Annotated in this window: 27 protein-coding genes; 9 read left to right on the forward strand and 18 right to left on the reverse strand. The window is 32.4% G+C overall.

What is annotated here, in order from left to right:
• Nucleotides 1–4: 4 nt before the first annotated feature.
• Nucleotides 5–673, reverse strand: coding sequence for a ZIP family metal transporter (locus tag ACYU7A_RS09195; protein WP_460575948.1), 669 nt, complete (start codon nucleotides 671–673; stop codon nucleotides 5–7).
• Entirely contained in the window at nucleotides 673–1416 is a 744-nt protein-coding gene (locus ACYU7A_RS09200) for a class I SAM-dependent methyltransferase (protein ID WP_345089596.1), read from the reverse strand. The genes ACYU7A_RS09195 and ACYU7A_RS09200 overlap by 1 nt, the downstream gene beginning before the upstream one ends.
• 144 nt (nucleotides 1417–1560) lie before the next feature.
• On the opposite strand from ACYU7A_RS09200, the gene ACYU7A_RS09205 reads away from it, so the two are divergent.
• Nucleotides 1561–2727, forward strand: coding sequence for a THUMP domain-containing class I SAM-dependent RNA methyltransferase (locus tag ACYU7A_RS09205; protein WP_460575950.1), 1167 nt, complete (start codon nucleotides 1561–1563; stop codon nucleotides 2725–2727).
• A gap of 41 nt (nucleotides 2728–2768) precedes the next feature.
• Entirely contained in the window at nucleotides 2769–3002 is a 234-nt protein-coding gene (locus ACYU7A_RS09210; RefSeq protein ID WP_344814988.1) for a hypothetical protein, read from the forward strand.
• A gap of 21 nt (nucleotides 3003–3023) precedes the next feature.
• Here ACYU7A_RS09210 and ACYU7A_RS09215 read toward each other — a convergent pair whose 3' ends face one another.
• The 5 genes from ACYU7A_RS09215 to ACYU7A_RS09235 all read right to left on the reverse strand — a co-directional run bounded on the left by ACYU7A_RS09215 (nucleotide 3024) and on the right by ACYU7A_RS09235 (nucleotide 7450).
• Nucleotides 3024–3524 carry a hypothetical protein gene (locus ACYU7A_RS09215; protein ID WP_460575952.1) on the reverse strand — a complete coding sequence of 167 codons (501 nt, stop codon included), beginning with the start codon at nucleotides 3522–3524 and terminating at the stop codon, nucleotides 3024–3026.
• 19 nt (nucleotides 3525–3543) lie between these two features.
• Nucleotides 3544–4275, reverse strand: coding sequence for a DUF6048 family protein (locus ACYU7A_RS09220; RefSeq protein WP_460575954.1), 732 nt, complete (start codon nucleotides 4273–4275; stop codon nucleotides 3544–3546).
• The gene (locus tag ACYU7A_RS09225; RefSeq protein WP_460575956.1) at nucleotides 4247–4750 is read right to left on the reverse strand and encodes a DUF6452 family protein; all 504 of its coding nucleotides are present in this window, start codon (nucleotides 4748–4750) and stop codon (nucleotides 4247–4249) included. Before ACYU7A_RS09225 ends, ACYU7A_RS09220 begins: the two co-directional genes overlap by 29 nt.
• 32 nt (nucleotides 4751–4782) lie before the next feature.
• Nucleotides 4783–6198, reverse strand: a complete 1416-nt coding sequence (gene rlmD / locus ACYU7A_RS09230; RefSeq protein ID WP_460575958.1) for a 23S rRNA (uracil(1939)-C(5))-methyltransferase RlmD — start codon at nucleotides 6196–6198, stop codon at nucleotides 4783–4785.
• A 169-nt stretch (nucleotides 6199–6367) separates the two neighbouring features.
• A complete protein-coding gene (locus tag ACYU7A_RS09235) occupies nucleotides 6368–7450 on the reverse strand; it encodes a Fic family protein (RefSeq protein WP_460575960.1) in 1083 nt (360 codons plus the stop codon).
• 160 nt (nucleotides 7451–7610) lie between these two features.
• Here ACYU7A_RS09235 and ACYU7A_RS09240 point away from each other — a divergent pair, with 160 nt between their 5' ends.
• The 4 genes from ACYU7A_RS09240 to ACYU7A_RS09255 all read left to right on the forward strand — a co-directional run bounded on the left by ACYU7A_RS09240 (nucleotide 7611) and on the right by ACYU7A_RS09255 (nucleotide 11462).
• Entirely contained in the window at nucleotides 7611–8144 is a 534-nt protein-coding gene (locus tag ACYU7A_RS09240) for a DUF1697 domain-containing protein (RefSeq protein WP_460575962.1), read from the forward strand.
• A 114-nt stretch (nucleotides 8145–8258) separates the two neighbouring features.
• Nucleotides 8259–9518 carry an NRAMP family divalent metal transporter gene (locus ACYU7A_RS09245; protein ID WP_460575964.1) on the forward strand — a complete coding sequence of 420 codons (1260 nt, stop codon included), beginning with the start codon at nucleotides 8259–8261 and terminating at the stop codon, nucleotides 9516–9518.
• Nucleotides 9519–9687: 169 nt separating this feature from the next.
• Nucleotides 9688–10968: an ornithine--oxo-acid transaminase gene (rocD, locus tag ACYU7A_RS09250; RefSeq protein ID WP_460575966.1), complete on the forward strand. Its 1281-nt coding sequence runs from the start codon at nucleotides 9688–9690 to the stop codon at nucleotides 10966–10968.
• Nucleotides 10969–11003: 35 nt separating this feature from the next.
• Nucleotides 11004–11462, forward strand: coding sequence for a hypothetical protein (locus ACYU7A_RS09255; protein ID WP_460575968.1), 459 nt, complete (start codon nucleotides 11004–11006; stop codon nucleotides 11460–11462).
• A 58-nt stretch (nucleotides 11463–11520) separates the two neighbouring features.
• On the opposite strand, the gene ACYU7A_RS09260 is transcribed toward ACYU7A_RS09255, so the two are convergent.
• Complete coding sequence (locus ACYU7A_RS09260; RefSeq protein ID WP_298306765.1) at nucleotides 11521–11853, reverse strand: CCC motif membrane protein; 333 nt, start codon at nucleotides 11851–11853, stop codon at nucleotides 11521–11523.
• A 26-nt stretch (nucleotides 11854–11879) separates the two neighbouring features.
• Entirely contained in the window at nucleotides 11880–12161 is a 282-nt protein-coding gene (locus ACYU7A_RS09265) for a DUF2752 domain-containing protein (protein ID WP_298306769.1), read from the reverse strand.
• Between the two features lie 97 nt (nucleotides 12162–12258).
• Between ACYU7A_RS09265 and ACYU7A_RS09270 the strand changes: the two genes are divergently transcribed.
• From ACYU7A_RS09270 to ACYU7A_RS09280, 3 genes are all read left to right on the forward strand, one after another.
• Nucleotides 12259–12441 (forward strand): hypothetical protein, encoded by a 183-nt coding sequence (locus tag ACYU7A_RS09270; protein ID WP_460575971.1) that lies wholly within the window; start codon nucleotides 12259–12261, stop codon nucleotides 12439–12441.
• The gene (locus tag ACYU7A_RS09275) at nucleotides 12428–12985 is read left to right on the forward strand and encodes a Smr/MutS family protein (protein ID WP_460575973.1); all 558 of its coding nucleotides are present in this window, start codon (nucleotides 12428–12430) and stop codon (nucleotides 12983–12985) included. The genes ACYU7A_RS09270 and ACYU7A_RS09275 overlap by 14 nt, the downstream gene beginning before the upstream one ends.
• Before the next feature lie 79 nt (nucleotides 12986–13064).
• Entirely contained in the window at nucleotides 13065–14186 is a 1122-nt protein-coding gene (locus tag ACYU7A_RS09280) for a cysteine desulfurase family protein (protein WP_460575975.1), read from the forward strand.
• 1 nt (nucleotide 14187) lies between these two features.
• On the opposite strand, the gene ACYU7A_RS09285 is transcribed toward ACYU7A_RS09280, so the two are convergent.
• The 9 genes from ACYU7A_RS09285 to ACYU7A_RS09325 all read right to left on the reverse strand — a co-directional run bounded on the left by ACYU7A_RS09285 (nucleotide 14188) and on the right by ACYU7A_RS09325 (nucleotide 22240).
• Nucleotides 14188–14541, reverse strand: a complete 354-nt coding sequence (locus ACYU7A_RS09285) for an iron chaperone (RefSeq protein ID WP_460575977.1) — start codon at nucleotides 14539–14541, stop codon at nucleotides 14188–14190.
• An 81-nt stretch (nucleotides 14542–14622) separates the two neighbouring features.
• Entirely contained in the window at nucleotides 14623–15336 is a 714-nt protein-coding gene (locus ACYU7A_RS09290) for an SIMPL domain-containing protein (protein ID WP_460575979.1), read from the reverse strand.
• 108 nt (nucleotides 15337–15444) lie between these two features.
• Nucleotides 15445–16836: an alpha-amylase family glycosyl hydrolase gene (locus ACYU7A_RS09295; protein WP_460575981.1), complete on the reverse strand. Its 1392-nt coding sequence runs from the start codon at nucleotides 16834–16836 to the stop codon at nucleotides 15445–15447.
• Between the two features lie 56 nt (nucleotides 16837–16892).
• Entirely contained in the window at nucleotides 16893–17858 is a 966-nt protein-coding gene (locus ACYU7A_RS09300; protein ID WP_460575983.1) for an MlaD family protein, read from the reverse strand.
• Nucleotides 17859–17866: 8 nt separating this feature from the next.
• Entirely contained in the window at nucleotides 17867–18616 is a 750-nt protein-coding gene (locus tag ACYU7A_RS09305) for an ABC transporter ATP-binding protein (protein WP_460575985.1), read from the reverse strand.
• Entirely contained in the window at nucleotides 18613–19395 is a 783-nt protein-coding gene (locus tag ACYU7A_RS09310; protein WP_298306790.1) for an MlaE family ABC transporter permease, read from the reverse strand. The genes ACYU7A_RS09305 and ACYU7A_RS09310 overlap by 4 nt, the downstream gene beginning before the upstream one ends.
• 140 nt (nucleotides 19396–19535) lie before the next feature.
• A complete protein-coding gene (gene lpdA, locus ACYU7A_RS09315; protein WP_460575987.1) occupies nucleotides 19536–20924 on the reverse strand; it encodes a dihydrolipoyl dehydrogenase in 1389 nt (462 codons plus the stop codon).
• Between the two features lie 163 nt (nucleotides 20925–21087).
• Nucleotides 21088–21597: a hypothetical protein gene (locus tag ACYU7A_RS09320; RefSeq protein WP_460575988.1), complete on the reverse strand. Its 510-nt coding sequence runs from the start codon at nucleotides 21595–21597 to the stop codon at nucleotides 21088–21090.
• A 4-nt stretch (nucleotides 21598–21601) separates the two neighbouring features.
• Nucleotides 21602–22240 (reverse strand): DUF2238 domain-containing protein, encoded by a 639-nt coding sequence (locus tag ACYU7A_RS09325; protein ID WP_396144673.1) that lies wholly within the window; start codon nucleotides 22238–22240, stop codon nucleotides 21602–21604.

Raw genomic sequence — 22240 nt, forward strand, 5'->3', positions numbered from 1 at the left:
AAATCTACATAAAATAAGCCAAAACAATTCCTAAAATTATCATCGAGATTTTTGCAATATTGAATTTATGTCCTTCGCTACTTTCAAAAATAATAGTTGAAGAGATGTGGAATAAAATTCCAATTACTATTGCCGTAATCTCATTATAGTATTTATTTAAAGCTGGAAAAATATCAGAAATGAAAGTCCCAAGCGGTGTCATTATGGCAAAGGTTAACATAAAAAGGAACAAAGCAGTTTTATTTAACTCAGCATTCAAGAAAAAAGTGGTTAGGATGATGGCAATTGGAAGATGATGAATGGCAATTCCCAGTGCCAATTCGTGATGATGACCAACAGGAAATCCTTCTAAAAGCGCATGAATACATAAACTAATAAATAATAGCCATGGCATTTGAGCCATTTTATCATGTCCATGAACGTGTCCGTGTTCTGCTCCTTTTGAAAAAAATTCTAATATTATTTGAAACAAAATACCAATCATTATAAAAATTCCAACATTGTGATTGTGGGATTCGTATACTTCTGGAAGCAAGTGAATTACTGTTAGTGAAAGCAAAAAAGAACCACTAAAAGCTAATAGTAATTTTAAATTCTTTTTGGCTCTAGGTTTTAATGCTATCGCTATAAAAAAACCAATTAAAACCGATAATAAAGGTAATAAATAATTCATTATTTAAATATCATAATTAATCGTTCGCTAGTATTTTTATGGAATTTCTTCAACTTGTAGTCACCAAAAGTGTCCAATAAATAAATTCCAGCATCGTTCATCATATTTTGAAAATCCTCTAACGTCAATGCTTTTACTTTTTCTGTAAAATGATATTTTTCATTGTTGTCTTCAAAATCAATTTCTTTGATGATATGATTATCGGCAACATATCTTTTAATATGAAAATCAATTCCATCAACAGTTTTAACTTCATCAGGAACTAAATTCGGAATTACTTGATGCACATTCATGAAATCAATTACAGCAAATCCGTAATCGGTAAGACTTTCTTTTATTGCAACTAATGTTTTTAAATCATCATTATCATTTTCAAAATAACCAAAACTTGTAAAAAGATTAAAGATAGCATCAAATTTATCTTCAAATTTTTCTCGCATGTCATGCACTTCAAAATGTAAAGTTGCATTTGCATTTTTAGTAGCTTCAGCAATACTGTTTTCAGATAAATCGGCGCCAATTACATCAAATCCTAATTGATTCAAGTAAATAGAATGACGACCTTTTCCGCAAGCTAAGTCTAATACTTTTGCCTTTTCAGGTAAGTTTAAATAATGCGTCAAATTGTCCATGAAAATCTGTGCTTCACGGTAATTTCTATCTTTATAAAGAATGTGGTAATAAGGTGTATCAAACCAAGAGGCGAACCAGTTATTGGTTTTCAAATTTGTATTTTCTGACATTTATCTTTTCAAATGAATTCCTAGCGTGCAAATTTAGTGTATTTTTGCAGAAGTTATTCCAAGTTTGGAATTTAGTTAATTGTTGAAATTGCAATTGTCCCGACAATTCGGGATTGAAGTTGCAATTGAATTTTGATATTGAAAATGGAAAATTTTAAAATGATTGCCAAAACCTTCTTTGGTTTTGAAGAAATATTAGCTCAAGAATTACGTGTTTTAGGTGCTCAAGATGTTGAAATAGGTACAAGAATGGTAAGTTTTAAAGGTGATAAAGGTTTTATGTATAAAGCCAATTTATCTTTGAGAACTGCTTTAAAAATCTTAAAACCAATTTATTATTTCAGAGCAAAAACCGATGTGTTACTTTACAAAGGAATACAAGGAATTGATTGGAGTAAGTATTTGAATGCCAATCAAACTTTTGTAATTGATACTACCATTCACTCTGATTTTTTTAAACATTCACAATTTGTATCGCAAAAAGCTAAAGATGCGATTGTAGATCAATTTCGTGAGAAAACTGGAGTTCGTCCAAGTATTGATAAGGAATATCCAGATTTAAGAATCAATATCCACATCGATAAAGACCAAGTTTCGGTGGCTTTAGATACTTCTGGAAATTCTTTGCATCAAAGAGGTTATAGAACAGCAACGAACATTGCTCCAATAAACGAAGTTCTAGCAGCAGGAATGTTATTGTTAGCAGGTTGGGAAGGAAAAACCGATTTCCTAGATCCAATGTGTGGTTCGGGAACAATTCTTATTGAAGCCGGAATGATTGCTTGTAATATTCCAGCCAACATCAACAGAAAAGAATTTGCTTTTGAAAAATGGAACGATTGGGATAACGATTTGTTTGATCAAATTATTGATGCACTAATGAAACGCACACGTGAATTTCATTACACTATAAAAGGATACGATAAAGCGCCAAGTGCTGTCAATAAAGCTATTGATAACATCAAAAACGCCAACCTTGATGATTACATTAAAGTAGAACAACAAAATTTCTTTGATACTAAAAAAGAAACTTCTGGTCCGTTGCAAATGGTTTTCAACCCACCTTATGGCGAACGTTTGGATATTGATTTAGAACGTTTTTACAGAGAAATGGGCGATACCATGAAGCAAAATTATCCAGGAACTCATGCTTGGTTTATTACAGCAAACTTAGAAGCATTGAAACATGTTGGATTGAAACCTTCTAGAAAAATAAAACTTTTTAACGGAAGTTTAGAAGCGCGATTGGTAAAATACGAAATGTACGAAGGAAGTAAACGAACAAAGTTTCAGATAGCAGAAGGCGAATAATAGCTTTTTAAAAGTACAATATATAATTTCACTACAGACAAATGAGTAAATCAACAAAATCATTTATTTACAACATGTTAAGTTTTGCGGCTTTCTTTTTGCCGTTGCAAGTAGCTATCCAAGCGTTTACAGATTTGAAAGGAATTTGGATTTTGATTGTAGCTTTTGTTATAGCAACAATACTTGCTCCAAAATTTCAAGCCGTTAAAACTAAAGACGGTGAAAAATTGTTTATGAAAGTTATCTTTGTAAAAGGAGTGAAGGAGATAAATTAATGTTTGTTAGATATAGTTTTTCTACTTTATCAATAATATAAAAGTTGCTGTGATATAGATTATTTCTAGAATGTAATCTACTCTAGTAACATTTCTAGTTCCATAGACATCTTTATTATTCCTACCAATATTTACTAATTCTTGATTTTGAGTTTTTAAACTAACAAACTGTAAGACTTTAAATATAATTAGTAGAATGATTGTATTTCTAAGACTAAGAACTATATTATTTTTCAAACCAATAAGCGATGCATTTTCTTTTAATATGAAAAATAGGTAAAGATGTAAAACACCAATAATAAAAATAAATAAATATACTTTAATATCTCTCAATGCTTTATATAAAAAAGCATAAATAAATAGTTGAGAAAAAACAGCATAAAAGTAAAGATAGTGACTCTGAGTTTCACTTTTTGCAAATCTTAAGAAGTAGCATAACTCATAAGACAATAATATATAAAAAATCATTACACCAATTACCCAAATTTTTACTTTTTTTAAATTGAATAGATTTTTTATCATTTTATGATGTTTCGCTTTACTATTTCTTTTTTCCTTCTTTAGGTTTAACCTCGGATTTAAAAATAGGAACAAAATAGGAAACGGTGTAGTTTATTCCTACGCCAAATTTTCCGTCGTAAGTTCTATTGAAACCTGGAATGTATAAATTGTCAAATCCATCTGGTTTTTTGTTGGAAACTAAATAGTTTAATCGCACACTCATTCCAACATAGAAATTTTTAAACATTTCTGCTTTTGCTCCAGCCAAAACTTCAACCCATTGCGCTGTAAGTCCATTGAATTTATCACCTGATGGCATTTCTGGAGCTTGTCCAAAATAAGGATTCGGATTGTAAATAGTGTAAGAGTTTAAGGTTTGGCTAAACGAACTAAATCCATAGCGCATACCTACGTAAAGCATGTTGTTCATGCCCAACCAGTTTTCATATCCATTAAAATCAAAACCTGCTTTTAAGTAAGTTCCTTTGGTAGTAAAGTTCAATCGGTCGTCATCTACAGTTTTGTTTTCTGTTCCAATTTCTGCTGCGATGTAGTGCTTTCTGGTTAATTTGAAATCACCAACCAATTCAATACCACGATAGTCTTTTTCATAAAACGAACGCGTTAGTTTGAATAAATCAACACCAACTCGCAAACCATAACGCTCAGTTTTTGGTTTGATACTGTCTTTGACTTTCACTTCTTGAGCATTTCCCAAAAACGAAGCTACAAGCAATAGTAGACTAAAAGAATATTTTAACGTGTACTTCATTTTCGTTTTCAAGGTTTGGTTTTATTATTACGATATTTTTTATCCAAGAGCTTGGACTACTAAATGGCTCTGCGTTAACAATCGGATTGGTTTGCTTTAGCGTAAACAATGTTTTGAATCCACACGCACGAGAAACATAAACTTCTCTTGTAGTGTAATTAAATTCTAAAACATCTTCATTATCATTGGTTAAGTCGGTATCTGTTCCGTTTTGAATAAAACTGAATGTGGTACTTTCTGCATTAGTTTTTAATGGAACTTGAATTTTATTCACGGCAGAAAAACCTAAGCCTTCTGTTAATGGAGGAGCAACGATTCCAAGATTACTTACATTCTTTAAAGTCTCAGTAGATGCATTAAAATCATAAAATTCAATTACTAATCTAGGAGTAGTAGGCGTAGTTGCATCACAAATATCATCCTTCTCACATCCTAAAAGCGAAAACACAAACAATAATAAAAATATTTTTTTCATAGGTCTTTCTACTTAATACTCAAATCTTAATACTATCTCAACTCCAAAAGTACAACATTTTCCACATGATGCGTTTGCGGAAACATATCTACAGGTCGCACACGAGTAACTTTGTACATTTCGTCCATCAAAGCCAAATCTCTAGCTTGCGTAGCCGAGTTACAACTTACGTAAACAATTTTCGGAGCACCAGTTTTTAATAACATTTCCACAACATCTTTATGCATTCCGTCTCTTGGTGGATCGGTGATGATTACATCTGGTTTACCGTGTTTTGCAATAAAATCGTCGTTGAAAACATTTTTCATATCTCCAACATAAAACTCACAGTTGCTAATTTCATTGCGTTTGGCGTTTTCTTTAGCATCAGCAATTGCTTCTGGAACGGCTTCTACACCAATTACTTTTTTCGCTTTTTTAGAAACAAACTGCGCAATTGTTCCGGTTCCAGTATATAAATCATAAACGACTTCGGTTCCAGTTAAACCGGCGAAATCTCTTGTGATTTTATATAATTCATATGCTTGGTCGGAATTGGTTTGGTAAAACGATTTAGCGTTGATGCTAAATTTCAAACCTTCCATTTCTTCCAAAATATAATCTCTTCCTTTATATAATTTGATGTCTTGGTCGTAAAGTGTGTCGTTAGCTTTGCTATTGATGACATATTGCAACGAAGTAATTTGTGGGAATTTCTCGTGAATAAAATCCATCATCAACTCACGATTGGCTTTGTCGTCTTCAAAAAACTGAATCAAAACCATAATCTCGCCAGTCGAAGCGGTTCTAATCATTAAGGTACGCAACAAACCTTCGTGATTTCTAGCATTGAAAAAAGTCATTCCGTTTTTATCGGCAAATTCTTTTATCGAATTTCTAATATCGTTTGATGGATCTTCTTGCAACCAACATTTTTCAATGTCTAAAATCTTGTCCCACATTTTCGGAACGTGAAACCCTAAAGCATTTTTCTTGCTCAAATTTTCCTCACTCGATTGAATCTGACTTTCGGTCAACCAACGCGTATCAGAAAATCCGAATTCCATTTTGTTTCTGTAGAACAATTGTTTTTCTGAACCTAAAATGGGTTCAAAGTCAGGTAAATCGATTTTACCAATGCGTTTTAGGTTATTGAAGACTTCATTATTTTTGTAAAACAATTGTTGTTCATACTTCATGTTTTGCCATTTGCAACCGCCACAAGCACCAAAATGTTCGCAAACTGGTTCAATACGATTTTCTGAAAAGGAGTGAAATTTTATTGCTTTTCCTTCAAAATACGATTTACGTTTCTTGAACGTTTGCACATCCACCACATCGCCAGGCACAACGTTAGGTATAAATATTACTTGTCCTTCAGGAGCTTTGGCTACCGAAACACCTTTAGCACCAGCATCAAGCACGGTAACGTTTTCAAATATAATTCTGTCTGTCTTCTTTTTTCCCATGAGGCAAAAATAATGTATTGGTTTGTTTTATAAGAATCTTTAAGAAAAAAATATAATTTAGCAGAATATTTAATTTTATGAAACACCTAGCATTACTTCGCGGCATCAATGTCTCAGGACACAACATGATAAAAAGGGTAAAATAGAAGAATTAGTTATCAATAACTCATTACTTAATTTTATAACAAGTTCCTCGACCTTTTCCAACTTGCTCTAAAACCTCTTTTTTAACCAAATCTTGCAAATCTCTCAAAGCCGTATCGGTTGAGGTTTTGGTTATTTTGGCATATTTAGAAACGTTGAGGTTTCCAAAAAAATCATCTAATAGCATTTGTACTATTTTTTGTTGACGTGCATTAAAAACTGTTGTTTTGTTGACTTCCCAAAATTTAGTACGAGCCATTGATTTGGCTATGGTTTCATCGGTTTGTTTCATCGAACGCAGTAAGCAATTTAAAAACCAAACCATCCATTCGGTACAATCTAAATCGCCTTTTTGGGTGCTTTCTAATAACGAGTAATACGTATTTCGTTCTATCTGTATTTGCGCCGACATCGAATAAAATCGTTGCGAACTGTCATCAGCTTGTGCCAAAAGCATATCGGTTACAGCTCTTCCTATACGACCATTTCCATCATCAAACGGATGTATTGTTACAAACCACAAATGTGCTAATGCCGCTTTTAGTACTTTATCAAGTTTGTTTTCGTTTTCAACCCAATCTAAAAAATGGTTCATTTCGGATGGTACTTTTTCGGCTTTTGGAGCTTCAAAATGTATTATTTCTCTTCCCATTGCGCCAGAAGTTACTTGCATTGTTCCATCGCGCCATGCACCAGTTATTATTTTGTGCATGCCACTTCTTCCCGTTGGAAATAAAGCCGCATGCCAATCAAACAAGCGTTCTTCGGTTAGAGGTTTGTTATAGTTTTGAGTTGCGTCTAATAACATTTCTACAACGCCTTCCACATTTCTATCAGATTTAACTATTCCAGCTATTTCTATTCCTAAACGTTTTGCTATAGAAGAGCGCACTTGTTCTGGATTTAGAAGCTCACCTTCTATTTCGCTTGTTTTTAGTGCGTCCATTGTTAAAGCAACTAGCATATTTTCTTCTAATTGACCAAAGCCAAGAGCTTGCATTTGTCCCAATATTTTTCCTTGTTGGTGACGCACAACTCCAAGTAATGAACTTACTTCGTCTGAATCCCAAGTGAAATTTGGCCAATTTTTAAGTTGATGTATGTACATAATCACCGCATATTTGCGGTAAAAATACAATATTTTTACTGAAATAAGAAGTTTTGCGGTGATTATTTTGTTTAATCACCGCAAAAATGCGGTAAATAAGTTTTATAATCACCGCATTTTGTAAAATTGGTTTGATTTATCTTTTGATTATATTTACACCATGAAACACCTAGCATTACTTCGCGGCATTAACGTCTCAGGACACAACATGATAAAAATGGAAGCGCTCAAAACTACGTTGGAAGCCATTGGGTTTACTAATGTGGTTACTTATATTCAAAGTGGAAATGTCTTTGTAGAAACCGAGGAAGAAAGCGGTTTTGGTGTGGGTTTCAAAATCAAACAAGAAATCTTCAAAACTTTTGGTCACGAAGTTCCGGTGATTGTAATTGGAAAAAATGATTTGGAGTTGTGTTTTAAAAACAATCCCTTTTTGAAACAAAAAGATGTTGATACTAAGAAATTGTACGTAGCTTTTATTTCTAAAGAATTATCAAGTTCTGCCATAAACGAATTAAAAATAAGCCAATTCAAACCCGACGAAGCCGTAATTGACGGCAACAGAATCTTCATAAAATACGACATCGGCGCAGGAAAAACTCGACTTGACCAAAAATACATCGAGAAAAAACTAAACGTCACAGCAACCATCAGAAATTGGAATACTGTTACAAAGTTGTTGGAAATGTATTAGAAGTTTTATTTTTTTGAAATAAAATGACAAACTGTGGAACTCACAATTTATTACTTACAACTCACAATGTACAACTCATAAAATTTTTGTAAATTAGCAATAAAATAAATCATTGTGAAAAAAGACAACAAGCTAACACGTTTTTGGAAAGTTCTAGGTCCAGGACTAATAACTGGCGCAAGCGATGACGATCCATCTGGTATTGCTACTTATTCACAAGCTGGAGCTGCTTATGGTCTTTCAACTTTGTGGACTTCTGTAATAGCTTTTCCATTAATGGCAGCTATTCAGCAAATGTGCGCCAAAATTGGTTTGGTAACTTCTCAAGGATTAACAGGCGCTTTAAAAACGCACTATCCTAGACCAATTTTATATTTGATGTTGTTGTTCAGTTTTCCTGCAATTGTCATGAATATTGGTGCTGATATCGCTGGAATGGGAGCAGTTGGGAATTTACTTTTCCCAAAAATTGAAGCTACTTATTTTAGTGTCTTTTTTACAGTTTTATTGTTGGTTTTGATTGTTTATTTGCCTTATCAAAAGATTGCCAAAACATTAAAATATTTATGTATTGTGCTTTTGGTTTATTTGGTGGTGCCTTTTTTATACAAACAAGATTGGTTAGATATTGCAAAAAATACGTTTATTCCAACTATTCATTTTAATAAAGAATTTATTAGTGTTTTGGTTGGTATTTTAGGAACAACAATATCTCCCTATTTGTTTTTTTGGCAAGCTTCAATGGAAGTTGAGGAAATGGCTCATAAAAGTAAACATTTAATTGTGAATAAAAAGATTATCAGCGAAATGAAACAAGACGTCGATTTTGGAATGTCATTTTCAGGCGTAGTTATGTTTTTTATAATTTTAACAACAGGAACTGTTTTGTTCAAAGGTGGTATCCATCAAATTGAAACTGTAGAACAAGCAGCAGCAGCTTTGAAACCCTTAGCAGGAAATTTTGCTTATTTACTTTTTGCCATTGGTGTTATTGGTACTGGATTGTTGGCAATTCCAGTTTTGAGTGGTTCATTATCTTATATAATCACAGAAACATTTGGTTGGCAACAAGGTTTAGATAAAAAGTTTCATGAAGCCAAAGCTTTTTATATAGTAATGGCAATTTCATTAATCTTAGGATTGTCATTAAATTATATAGGGATTTCTCCAGTTCAGGCATTAATTTATACTGCAATTTTATACGGAATGACCGCTCCAGTTTTGATAGCTATCATTTTGCATATTTCCAATAACAAAAGTGTAATGGGAAGATTTACAAATAGTAGAATTTCAAATATTCTTGGTTTTACAGCATTGATTATAATGTCGGTAGCCGCTATTGTTTTACTATACTTTCAGTTAGCCGGTGATTGATTTTTGTCAAATAAAAAGGGTAAAAAATGTTTTCTAACAATCTAACAATCTAATAATCTAACAATCTTTTTTACTACTTTTGCTAAAGTTTATGGATGATTTCTCTCCACAAGAAGGAATTGATATTTTAGAATAGCCCATAACGAGTTTGGGTAAAAAAAGAAAAATTATGTCAGTTTTAGAAAAAATGAGTTCAGCCGATGCTATTGCATTAGAAGATAAATACGGAGCTCACAATTATCATCCACTACCAGTAGTTTTGAGTAGAGGAGAAGGTGTTTATGTTTGGGATGTTGAAGGAAAAAAGTATTACGATTTTCTTTCGGCTTATTCTGCAGTAAATCAAGGACATTGCCATCCAAAAATTGTTGGAGCAATGGTTAATCAAGCGCAGACTTTAACTTTAACTTCAAGAGCTTTTTACAACGATAAGTTGGGTGTTTATGAAGAGTTTGTAACAAAATACTTCGGATTTGATAAAGTACTTCCAATGAATACTGGTGCTGAAGCGGTAGAAACGGCTTTAAAACTTTGTAGAAAATGGGCGTATGAGAAAAAAGGAATTAATGAAAACGAAGCACAAATTATCGTTTGTGATGGAAATTTCCACGGAAGAACTACGACTATCATTTCGTTTTCTAATGATGAAAACGCAAGAAAGAATTTCGGACCTTATACAGCAGGATTTATCAAAATTCCTTATGATGACATCGAAGCGTTAGAAAACGCGCTTAAATCGTCTAAAAATATCGCAGGTTTCCTTGTAGAACCTATTCAAGGTGAAGCAGGAGTGTATACACCAGCAGAAGATTATTTGGCGAAAGCTAAAGCACTTTGTGCAGCTAACAACGTTTTGTTTATCGCTGATGAGGTTCAAACCGGAATTGCAAGAACAGGTTCAATATTGGCAGTTTGCGGAAATTGTACTTGTGAAAATGCTTGCGAAAAACAAGCGACTTATGTAGCTCCAGATATTTTAATTCTTGGAAAAGCTTTATCAGGTGGTGCTTATCCAGTTTCGGCTGTTTTGGCTAATGATCACATTATGAATGTTATCAAACCAGGTCAACATGGTTCTACTTTTGGTGGAAATCCTGTTGCAGGTGCTGTTGCCATTGCTGCTTTGGAAGTTGTTAATGATGAAAATTTATCTCAAAATGCACGTCGTTTAGGAAAAATTTTCAGAGAAAAAATAGGAGAATTTGTTGAATCATCCAATATCGCAACTTTAGTACGTGGAAAAGGGTTACTAAATGCGATTGTAATCAACGATACTGAAGAAAGTGACACAGCTTGGAATATTTGCCTTGCTTTGAGAGATAACGGTTTGTTAGCTAAACCAACTCACGGAAATATTATTCGTTTTGCTCCGCCATTGGTGATGAACGAAGAACAATTGTTAGATTGTATTTCGATTATTATCACCACTTTGAAGCAATTTGAAAAGTAAAATTTTAACCAACCAATAACCAAAACAATCACTTTATGGAAAACCAAAACAATTTACAATTAAACGAACAAGCAGTTGCTGCTTTGAGAGAAAGTGCCAAATGGTCTTACTTTTTATCCATTTTAGGATTCATCGGAATAGGATTTATGGTACTTGCAGCTCTTTTTATGGGCTCAATAATGGCAGCTATGCCAAGTAATCCTTATGGACAAAGTGGACCTCTTGAAATGATGAAAGGATTTATATCGGTTTTTTACATCATTATTGCGCTAATTTATTTCTTTCCGATTTTATATTTATATCGTTATGCGAGCGGAATGAAACAAGGTTTGTTGATGTCAGATAGCGATACAGTTTCTAATGCATTGGTTAACTTAAAATCACACCATAAATTTCTTGGGATAACTGCTATTGTGATAATTTCGTTATATATTTTAATTTTTATTGTTGCTATTATAGCAGGAATTGCTTTCGCTGGAAGTAGAGGTATGTAATTATTGTAATTATAAAAAAAACCGTCTTGTGTAAAACGAGACGGTTTTTTTATGTGAATTAGTTTCCTTGTAATTCTTTAATTCTTTCTTGTAATACTGCAGGATCACTTAATGCATCCATTCCAATCATTGAAATAATCCAAATGAAATAAGCAAGTACAAGAATGTTCAGGACGATTCCAATTATTGAAAGAATTCTACCGATGTTCAAGTTTTGATAATTGTCAAAATCTTGAGGAGCAGCATTGTACATTGCGAAATCTTTTCTTGAAATAGCTAGCCCTATGATGCTTAGAATCAATCCTATGATACCATAGCACCAACATAAAAGAATTGATAATATTCCTAAGACTAAAACTGCGGTTGCGTTGGGTAATTTTCGATTTTCCATTTTTATATAGTTTTTGGTTTTAAAGTTTAATAAAGAAATTTCATTTTGTAAACATAAGAAATAATCATAATACTAGCATTTGCAATAGCTAAAAATATTACCATTTTATGGTATTCTCTTCTTTTGTCTAAAAGGTGCAATCCAATAAATACAAAGAATAGGATTGTGGTGTAAATAGCCGGAAAAATCTCGAGTGCTTTTATAAACTCTCCATGAAACAGAAAATTAATGGAGCGTTGAATTCCACAACCAATACAATCTAGTCCGGTGTAGGATTTAAAAAAACAAGGCAGCATATATTCTTCCATCGTTCTGATTTATTACTTTACAATTTTACAAATAAAAAATTAAAATACATCATTCTAATATTAAGTTTTCTATTTTTGAATTTTTAAAATAATGATGATGAAAAAAATATTAATTCCCATTTTGCTGATTGCTTTTTTTGTTGCTTTTTGGAACCAAAATAGTGAGAAGCCAAACCTGTATATTACGATAATTGCCGTCCTAATTTTTATGTTTGGCATGATGAAATTATCGGCAAAAGTTCCACCAAAAGATGATGAAAATGACAATGAAAAAATTTGAAGTAGGAGATAGGGTTTCGGTTTTAGATGAAGCAATAAATGGTGTTGTTGTTACTGTTGAAAATAATGAAATCACCATCGAAACAACAGATGGATTTTTGATGACATATTTTGTCAATGAATTAATTAAAGAAAACAATACCAATTATTTAGGTGCAATCAATACAACTGATACTTTACATAAAAAAAATATTGATTCAACATCTAAAAAAAAGAATAATGTTCCAGTTTTTAAGTCGGATAAGATTGAAAAAGGCATCCCAGAATTTGATTTACATATCGAAAAATTAGTTAAAAATTTTCGTGGAATGAACAATTTTGACATCCTCAATATTCAAACTGAAACGGCAAAAAGACACATTGAATTTGCTATAAGAAATCGCATTCCAAAAATCGTTTTTATACATGGTGTTGGTGAAGGAGTTTTGAAAGCCGAATTGGATTTTATGTTAAAACGATATGAGAATATTTCGTTCCAAGATGCCAATTATCAAAAATATGGATTGGGTGCAACGGAAGTTTATTTTAAGCAAAATGTAAAATAATAATCAGTATTTTTGCAATACTAATTTCCAAATAAAATATAAATTCGACACAAAAGATGTTGAAACTAGTTTAGAATTCATGAAAAAAATATACCTCGATAACGCTGCAACAACACAAGTTCGACAAGAAGTAATCAATGAAATGATTGGTGTACTTCAAAATGATTTTGGAAATCCATCGTCTACACATAGTTTTGGTAGAAGTGCAAAAACGATTTTAGAAACTTCAAGAAAGTCTGTTGCCAAAATTATGGGTTGTAATGCGCAAGAAATTATTTTTACCGCTAATGCTACCGAAGCTACCAATTGGATTCTTAAAAGCGCTGTAAATGACTTGAAAGTAGAAAGAATCATAACAAGTAAAGTAGAACATCACGCTACTTTATACACGGTTAAAAATTTGCAAAAGCAATTCGGAATTGAAGTTGATTACGTAAATATTTTGCCGTCTGGAACTATTGATATTACTCATTTGGTAACGTTATTGGCTAAAAGCGGAAAGACTTTGGTGACTTTAATGCATGTTAATAATGAAATTGGTGCTGTTTTAGATATTGAAAAAGTAGGTAGAATTTGTCATCAGCATGATGCTTTATTTCACTGTGATACGGTGCAATCTGTTGGAAAAAAGGAGTTTAATTTACACGAACTTCCTATTGATTTCGCAGTTGCAAGTGCGCATAAATTTCATGGACCAAAAGGAGCAGGATTTGCTTACGTAAAGAAAGGCATCGTTTTGCAGCCTTTTTTATATGGTGGCGAGCAAGAAAAAGGACTTCGTGCCGGAACTGAAGCAGTGCATCAAGTAGCTGGAATGGCTAAAGCATTAGAACTATCTTATGAACATTTAGTGGAAGAACGACAAGCTATTTCAGATTTGAAAAGCTATTGTGAAGCACAATTGAAACTTCATTTTCCTGAGATTAAAGTCAACGGAAGTGACACTTTTTATAATATTTTGAATGTTTTACTTCCTTTTTCAGAAGAAAAAACGGCTATGATTTTATTTAATTTAGACATGAAAGGAATAGCTGTTTCTCGCGGAAGTGCTTGCCAATCAGGAAGTGTAAAACCATCACACGTATTATCAGAAATTCTAGCAGAAGAAGATTTGAAAAAACCAAGTTTAAGAATTTCTTTCAGTCATTACAATACCAAAGAAGATATTGATGCTCTGATTGATGGATTGAAAGGGATTTAAATTATTTTTTGAGTACTTCAGAAATTCTAAATTTCACAATTTTTGTTATCAAATCTAATGGCATTGGTTCGTTTATAGGAAATTGAACCGAACCTTTTCCTTGTTTGTATTTAGCTAATTCTTCAGTAAATTCGGCATGTCCAGTTGGTGTTGCGTAAAATCCAATATGGTTTTTGTAACCAGCAAAATAGACCAAAGCTTTTCCATCTAATTTATAAGCAGGCATTCCATAACTGATGCTTTCATTGGCGTTTGGTGCGACATTTTTTATAGTTTTTCTAACTTCTTGTAAGATAATTTGTGTAGCTTTTGGAAAGCTAGAAATGTACTCGTCTGTAGATTTTGGTTTTTCCATTTGTTTGTTTTAATCTATCAAATATAAAAAAATCCTCAATTACTTTTGCAATTGAGGATTCGTATTTGGTATCTAAAAAGATTAATCAATCTTGGTATTCATATTTACATTTGCTGTATAATTCAGTAATTGACCGCTTGCTGAAACGCCTTCTCCTCCCATACTTTTGTTGTAGGTTTGAAGATTTCCTGAGTTTACCGACATATTAATTGCATTCACAGGACTGTTAGTAGATTTTAGATAAGTAATTTTTCCAACTTTTAGTTTTGCGGCTCTAGCTAATCTTTCGGTTGTTTCAATGGCATCAGCAACTGCAAGTTCTTGAGCTTGCTTCATAAAAGTGGCCGCTTCTGTATGGAAATAAGCTACTTTTTCAATTTCGTAGATTTTAGTTTTTAGAATTTCTTCGGTAAAATCTTGCATTCTTTTGATGTCTTTGAGTGTAAAAATAATTTTTTGATTGGATTCAAAACCTACAAAAACTTCTTTCTTTTGAGCATTGTCGTATTTGAATTCTTTGTCAGTATAAATCAGACTTACCTTAATATCAGTAGTGTCTGAAACGTATTTTTTGATTATACTAAGTACATCTTTTGAAGTTTTTTGAGTTTCGTTCATAGCATCACGAAGTGCTGGTTTTACAAATCTAACGGCAATAGTAATATGTGCAGCATTTGGGAAAGTAGATTTGGTTCCAACACCAACAACACTTATGGTACTATCATCATTAATAGCGTTTTGAGAGAATACAATGCTGCTAAATAAGCAACAAATTAAGAAGAAAAAGTTTTTCATTTGGTTATAGTTTTGATTTCCTCTGAAAACGATATATTTTATTAAATAGTATAAAATAATCCTCAATCACTTTTGCAATTGAGGATTTAGAAATAAGATATAGCTTTTTTATTTCACTAAAATTAGGTATTCCCAAGGTTTTAATGTTATTACATCATCGCCTTTTAAGGTGACTTTTGTAGCAGTAAAATAGTTGGTATAATTGCCTTTATCGTATTTAGAATCCAGTTTTACTGTAACTTCTTCGTTACTGAAATTCAATATTGGAATGACTTTGTCGTTCTCTTTTTCTCTTGAAAACGAAATAATTTTGTCCATTTTGTCGTTGTAAATGCGCACCATAGTTCCACCATTATCACCATTCCAAAGTGCGTGATTTTTGTGTTTTAAAGCAAATAACTTAGTGTATAATGCGGTATTTGGATGATCTTTCCATACGATTTCATCTTTGTCAAAGAATTTTAACGAACGATCCAATCCAGCTTCTTGTCCGCTATAAACCAACGGCATTCCGTTAACCATAGTACACATCACCATACAAGTTTCCAAACCTTTTCCGAAGTTAGTATATTGATTGCCTTCCCATGAATTTTTGTCGTGGTTGTCGGTAAAAGTCATGCGATACCCGCCACTTGGAAACGTACTTTCGTGGTGTGCCATGTATTCTACCAAACCACCAATACCTTTATTATTGGTAGTAGCATCTTTCATTTTATCCCACAAACTCCATGAATAAGTCATGTCGAAAGCGTTTTTGTGTAAATCTCTCGATTCCCATTCGGCTAACATGAATACAGGTTTGATTTTGTCTAATTCTGCTCGAGCATTATCCCAAAAATCAACTGGAATGAAACCTGCAACATCACAACGGTAACCATCAATATCGGTTTCTTTTACCCAATATTTAAGCGCCTCGGTCATGTATTTTCTTAAACCAGGTTGGTTGTAATCAAAGTCGATGATATCACCCCAATCATACCATGGAGTTGGTTGGAAGTTTCCTTCTTTGGTTTTTGTATACCATTCAGGATGGGTTTTGGTCAGTTCATTGTCCCAAGCGGAATGATTGGCAACCCAATCTACAATGACGTGCATTCCCATGCTGTGTATTTTCTTAACTAAAGCTTTTAAGTCTTCTTTAGTTCCATATTCAGGATTCACGGCATAATAATCTTTTACAGAATATTCGCTTCCAAGAGTTCCTTTTCTGTTTTTAACTCCAATCGGATTAATCGGCATCAACCAAATGATGTCAATTCCCATAGCTTTTAGTCTTGGTAAATGATTTTCAAAAGCTTTGAATGTTCCTTCTTTGGTAAATTGACGTACGTTTACTTCATAAATTGTAGCATTTTTACTCCAATCAGGATGTTTTAATTCAACATAAGGTTTAGGTTGGTAGCGTGATAAGTCGTCGTTACTTTCCGATTTATTAGTTGTATTACAGCTTAAAAACAATGCCGATAGAGCAAAAGCGGAAGCTTTAAGATACGATTTCATAATTTGAATTTTGAATCAAACCATAAAAGTAGCTAAAAATTATGGAGTCTAAAAGTTTACTTTATGTTTTCTTTGGCAGCTTTAGCTTTGGCTTTTTCTTGTTTTTTAAAGTAACCGCGGAAAAAGAAATTGTGTTTCAATGCTTCTAAATTTTCATTCAATCTGCCACTTGCTTGGTTTATGTTGGTCATTGTAGAATCGATTTGTTTTACTAGTTTAGGATCATTTGATAAATAATTCAAAGCGCCTTTGCCTTCTTTTAAATTGGTTATTGTTTTATTGATTTGCTCACTAGATTTTTCTAAATTCACAATAATCATTTTTATTTTTCTTCCTGTGACAGTATCTTTTAATGCTCCAACAACGTTGTCTTTATTGTTTAAATCATTGATTATTTTATTCAAATTAGCCATTGATTTTGAAGTACTTTGGGTTGTTACTTTTAAATTATATATTGTTTGTTTCAAATCGTCACTCATCACGGTATCGTTTATCAACATTCCGATAGTACCTTTTTTACTATTAATTTGATTGGTGATTTTTACTAAATTATCTGTAATTAACTTAGCATTTTCACTTGTAGAATTTATTGTTTTTAGAATTTCATCGGTTGATGCTTTGTTTTCCGATAAAATGACATCACCATCTTTAACCATTTCATTAGATTTTTTACCTGGAATTATATTTACAATCATGTTTCCAACTAGACCATCTGAACCTATTGAAGCCATAGCATCTTTTTTAATGTGGGATGCAATATCTTCCTCGATTAGCATATCAACTTTTATAAGTGAATCATTTACAATAATAATTTTTTTCACAGTTCCAACGTTTATTCCTGAAAAACGAACGTTATTTCCGTGTTGTAAACCATTTACATTTTTGAAAACGGCACTTATTTGAATGGTTTCATTGAACATATCTTTTTTATTACCAATAAAATAGATAGCAATTATGAAAAATAATGAGCCAATTATGACAAATATTCCAAGTTTAATTTTTTGATTTGTTGATTTTTCCATGTTCTATTTTATTTAAAAAAAGCTTCAATTTTAGGATCTTTAGAGGCAGATAATTCTGTAAAAGTTCCTTCGGCATAATTAATTCCGTCGATTAATAAAATCATACGATTTGCTATGACTCTAGCGCAATCAATATCATGCGTGATTATAATTGACGAAGTTTTATATTTTTCTTGAATTGATTTCATTAACATAATAATTTCTTTTGATGTAATTGGATCTAAACCAGTTGTGGGTTCGTCGTATAAAATTATTTTAGGTTTTAGAATCAAAGTTCGTGCTAAAGCGATTCTACGTTTCATTCCGCCAGATAGTTCATTTGGCATTAAATTGATAGTATTTGCCAAGCCAACATTTTCTAAAGCTTCCATAACAAGTGGAGTTGTATCTTCAATTACTCCAAATTTTTTGGTATGTCTTCGTAACGGAAATTCTAAATTTTCTCTTACCGACATGGAATCATATAAAGCACTTCCTTGAAAAAGAAATCCAACTTCGGTTCTAATTTCATCTAAATCTTCTCTATGAATATCGTTCATGTTTTTGTCCATGATAATAATCGAACCGCTATCAGATTGTTCTAAACCGATTAAACATTTTATCATCACCGATTTACCTGAACCCGATTTACCCATAACTACAAGATTTTCACCTTCATATAAGTCTAAATGAAATCCATCTAAAACATGATTTGTTCCATAACTTTTGTGTAAATCTTTTACTTCTATAATTGGTTTTATGTTCGTTTTTTGCATCATAAATCATAAAATATATTAGTTACAAAAACCGCTATAAAGTCAATAATAAACAGCAACATAGAAATGAAAACAACTGCTTCATTAGCTGCTTTTCCAACTCCTGCAGTTCCTTTTTTACAATTGTATCCTTTGAAACATCCTACAATTCCGATGGCAAATCCAAAGAAAAAACTTTTAATGGTTGATGGAATTACATCACTAAATTCTAAAATATTTATTACTTGATTAATATATAGAGTTAAAGAGACATCTGCTTTTAGATTCTCAACTAAATAAGAGCCATAAATTCCTATAACATCACCAAAAAAAACTAAAAGAGGTAGCATCAATGTTGTGGCTAAAACTCGAGTAACTACTAAATATTTATAAGGATTTGTTCCAGAAACTTCCATGGCGTCAATCTGTTCAGTAACTCGCATTGAACCTAATTCGGCTCCAATTCCTGATCCAATTCTTCCTGCGCAAATCAAAGCTGTTATAATTGGACCTATTTCACGAATTAATGAAACACTCACCATTGAAGGAATCCAAGAAGCTGCTCCAAATTCTTCTAATGTTGGTCGTGATTGTAAGGTAAAAACTAATCCGATAATAAAGCCAGTTACTCCAACTAGTAATAAGGAACGATTTCCCATGTAGTAGCATTGTCGAATAAATTCTTTGAATTCAAATGGACGTTTGAAAACCTCAACAAAAAATTTACCAGTGAAATAGGAGAGTTCACCGATTTCAATAAAGAACGATTTTAAAGATTCTATAAACTTCGAAATCATGTCCATTTTTAAAGAATTAGTTTCATTATGAAACGATTATAATAAAGTTACAACATTTTATTGGATATATTGTGAAAAAAATGAACAAAAAAATCCGTCTCGTTTTATAAACGAGACGGATTGATATTTATAATTTGTATTTACTATTACAAATGTATTACTTCATCATAAGCAGCAGCCACAGCTTCCATAACTGCTTCGCTCATTGTAGGATGTGGATGAATAGATTTTAAAATTTCATGACCAGTAGTTTCTAGTTTTCTTGCTACAACTGCTTCTGCAATCATATCCGTTACACCAGCACCAATCATGTGGCAACCTAACCATTCGCCATATTTTGCATCGAAAATTACTTTTACAAAACCATCTTTTGTTCCAGCAGCAGTTGCTTTTCCTGAAGCTGAGAATGGAAATTTACCAATTTTCAATTCGTATCCTTTTTCTTTAGCTTGTTTTTCAGTCAAACCAACAGAAGCAATTTCTGGAGTTGCATAAGTACAACCAGGAACGTTTCCGTAATCGATTGGTTCTACGTGTAAACCTGCAATTTTTTCAACACAATTAATTCCTTCTGCAGAAGCAACGTGTGCCAAGGCTTGACCTGGAGTTACATCACCAATGGCATAATATCCTGGAACATTAGTTTGGTTGTATGCGTTTACTAAAATCTTGTCTCTATCTGTTGCAATTCCAACTTCTTCAAGACCAATATTTTCGATATTTGTTTTAATTCCAACTGCAGAAAGTAAAATATCAGCTTCAAGAACTTCTTCACCTTTAGCTGTTTTTACATAAGCTTTTACGCCATTTCCAGAAGTATCAATACGTTCTACAGAAGAATTTGTCATGATGTTTACACCAGCTTTCTTCATAGAACGTTCCATTTGTTTCGAAATATCTTCGTCTTCAACAGGAACAATATTTGGCATAAATTCAACAATAGTAACTTCAGTTCCCATTGAATTATAGAAATGTGCAAATTCAACACCAATCGCACCAGAACCAACCACAATCATTTTTTTAGGTTGAGTAGGTAAGGTCATTGCTTGTCTGTATCCAATAACTTTTACACCATCTTGAGGAAGATTTGGTAACTCTCTTGAACGTGCACCAGTTGCAATAATAATGTGGTCTGCTGAATATTCAGTAACTTTACCATCTGCAGCTGTTACATCTACTTTTTTACCTGGTTTTATTTTACCAAAACCATCAATAACGTCGATTTTATTTTTTTTCATCAAGAATTGAACTCCTTTGCTCATGCCGTCAGCAACATCACGTGAACGTTTTACAACGGCAGAAAAGTCTTTGTCAAATTCTTTAATGGTTAATCCATAATCGGAAGCATGTTTTAGGTAATCAAATACTTGAGCCGATTTTAAAAGCGCTTTTGTTGGAATACAACCCCAATTAAGGCAAATTCCACCAAGACTTTCTTTTTCAATAACGGCTACTTTAAAGCCCAATTGAGAAGCACGGATTGCTGTAACATAACCGCCTGGACCACTTCCTAAAACAATAATATCGTATTTCATTTTGTTCGTGTTTATTTTTTATTTGTACAAAATGCAGTCGCTTGCGCTCGTGTCATTATACGTGTGATTTTTTAATTAATTTAGATTGCAAAATTAGTAAAAAACTTTAAAAGTATATGAGTTTAATAGTTTAAAAGTTTAAGTGTTTAAATGGTTACAACTTCTAGCCTAAAGAAGCAATTAAATCTTCTATTTCTTTTTTTTGATCAGCATATTTTAATTGTAATTCCGAACCTTCTCCCATTCTCTTATAGTAGCTAAAAGCCTTTTCTGCAAAGAACTTTTTATGAAAATTTGAAACTTCAAGATAGTTGGGAAATATTTTGTGAAAAAGCATTTCATAATAAGCTTGCCATTCTCGCTCCAATCGGTCTTCAACATATGGTTTTCTTGATTTTTGACGTACATGTACCATTTCGTGCGTAATTAGAGTAAGAACTAAAGGTAACGAAAATTGAAAAATATTTTCAGGGACTCTTATGACTTGTTGTTCTCCAAAATCGCCTTCTGCAGTTAAGAGAATGTAATTTGGTTCCGCTTTTTCTCTAAGTGCAAATCCTTTTAAATTATGATCTTGAATATCAAACATTTTTAGCAACCATTCTGCTGCTTCAATTGTTTTTCCTTCATTGTGATAGGCTTTAATTTTAGTTTTTACTTTTTTGTAATTCATAAAATTATTTTGAAATCATTCTTTTGATTATTGAAACAATAGTGGTTGCAATTATGGCTCCTGAAAATGCTAAGAAAATGTCTTTTTGCGCATCCCAAATATCGCCTTGAGTTCCAAGATATGCATCACCTTGCGCTTTGAAGAAAACGTCGGCAACTGCCCATTCTATCAATTCGTAGAATCCGCTAATAGAAAGTGTAACTTCAATAGGTAATGTCCAAGCAACCCACGATGGAAATTTTAACCATTTCAAAAACATTTCTCGCATTGGGTAAGCCAATAAAAATCCGAAACTGAAATGTACAATTCTATCGTAATGATTTCGAGATAAATCTAAAGCATCTTTAAGCCAATAACCAAAAGGGTTTTCGGCATAAGTATATTTAGAACCATAAACGTGAAGACATAAATAAATGCAAACCAATAAATAGCTTAAATCACTGAAAATAAATTTTTTATAGGTAAAAATCATAAAACCTAGAAATAGAAAGACTAAAGTATTTTCCAAAATCCAATTGGCTGTATCGGTATTTCCTACATAAGAATTTATCCAATTTATCAGAAAAAATCCGATGAAAATTTTTAACCAAGTATTGTTTTTTAAAGGAGTTCTTTCGTCTGAAATTGCAATAGTAAATGCCAT

It is taken from the genome of Flavobacterium koreense, assembly GCF_054776075.1.

Coding starts and splice junctions, on each gene's coding strand:
- lpdA (WP_460575987.1), bottom strand. CDS start 20,924: ATGAAATACGATATTATTGTTTTAGGAAGTGGTCCAGGCGGTTATGTT.
- ACYU7A_RS09205 (WP_460575950.1), top strand. CDS start 1,561: ATGGAAAATTTTAAAATGATTGCCAAAACCTTCTTTGGTTTTGAAGAA.
- ACYU7A_RS09225 (WP_460575956.1), bottom strand. CDS start 4,750: ATGAAAAAAATATTTTTATTATTGTTTGTGTTTTCGCTTTTAGGATGT.
- ACYU7A_RS09240 (WP_460575962.1), top strand. CDS start 7,611: ATGAAACACCTAGCATTACTTCGCGGCATTAACGTCTCAGGACACAAC.
- ACYU7A_RS09215 (WP_460575952.1), bottom strand. CDS start 3,524: ATGATAAAAAATCTATTCAATTTAAAAAAAGTAAAAATTTGGGTAATT.
- ACYU7A_RS09280 (WP_460575975.1), top strand. CDS start 13,065: ATGAAAAAAATATACCTCGATAACGCTGCAACAACACAAGTTCGACAA.
- ACYU7A_RS09290 (WP_460575979.1), bottom strand. CDS start 15,336: ATGAAAAACTTTTTCTTCTTAATTTGTTGCTTATTTAGCAGCATTGTA.
- ACYU7A_RS09310 (WP_298306790.1), bottom strand. CDS start 19,395: ATGGACATGATTTCGAAGTTTATAGAATCTTTAAAATCGTTCTTTATT.
- ACYU7A_RS09325 (WP_396144673.1), bottom strand. CDS start 22,240: ATGGCATTTACTATTGCAATTTCAGACGAAAGAACTCCTTTAAAAAAC.
- rlmD (WP_460575958.1), bottom strand. CDS start 6,198: ATGGGAAAAAAGAAGACAGACAGAATTATATTTGAAAACGTTACCGTG.
- ACYU7A_RS09285 (WP_460575977.1), bottom strand. CDS start 14,541: ATGGAAAAACCAAAATCTACAGACGAGTACATTTCTAGCTTTCCAAAA.
- ACYU7A_RS09295 (WP_460575981.1), bottom strand. CDS start 16,836: ATGAAATCGTATCTTAAAGCTTCCGCTTTTGCTCTATCGGCATTGTTT.
- ACYU7A_RS09270 (WP_460575971.1), top strand. CDS start 12,259: ATGAAAAAAATATTAATTCCCATTTTGCTGATTGCTTTTTTTGTTGCT.
- ACYU7A_RS09265 (WP_298306769.1), bottom strand. CDS start 12,161: ATGGAAGAATATATGCTGCCTTGTTTTTTTAAATCCTACACCGGACTA.
- ACYU7A_RS09320 (WP_460575988.1), bottom strand. CDS start 21,597: ATGAATTACAAAAAAGTAAAAACTAAAATTAAAGCCTATCACAATGAA.
- ACYU7A_RS09305 (WP_460575985.1), bottom strand. CDS start 18,616: ATGATGCAAAAAACGAACATAAAACCAATTATAGAAGTAAAAGATTTA.
- ACYU7A_RS09210 (WP_344814988.1), top strand. CDS start 2,769: ATGAGTAAATCAACAAAATCATTTATTTACAACATGTTAAGTTTTGCG.
- ACYU7A_RS09195 (WP_460575948.1), bottom strand. CDS start 673: ATGAATTATTTATTACCTTTATTATCGGTTTTAATTGGTTTTTTTATA.
- rocD (WP_460575966.1), top strand. CDS start 9,688: ATGTCAGTTTTAGAAAAAATGAGTTCAGCCGATGCTATTGCATTAGAA.
- ACYU7A_RS09235 (WP_460575960.1), bottom strand. CDS start 7,450: ATGTACATACATCAACTTAAAAATTGGCCAAATTTCACTTGGGATTCA.
- ACYU7A_RS09260 (WP_298306765.1), bottom strand. CDS start 11,853: ATGGAAAATCGAAAATTACCCAACGCAACCGCAGTTTTAGTCTTAGGA.
- ACYU7A_RS09255 (WP_460575968.1), top strand. CDS start 11,004: ATGGAAAACCAAAACAATTTACAATTAAACGAACAAGCAGTTGCTGCT.
- ACYU7A_RS09300 (WP_460575983.1), bottom strand. CDS start 17,858: ATGGAAAAATCAACAAATCAAAAAATTAAACTTGGAATATTTGTCATA.
- ACYU7A_RS09220 (WP_460575954.1), bottom strand. CDS start 4,275: ATGAAGTACACGTTAAAATATTCTTTTAGTCTACTATTGCTTGTAGCT.
- ACYU7A_RS09200 (WP_345089596.1), bottom strand. CDS start 1,416: ATGTCAGAAAATACAAATTTGAAAACCAATAACTGGTTCGCCTCTTGG.
- ACYU7A_RS09275 (WP_460575973.1), top strand. CDS start 12,428: ATGAAAAAATTTGAAGTAGGAGATAGGGTTTCGGTTTTAGATGAAGCA.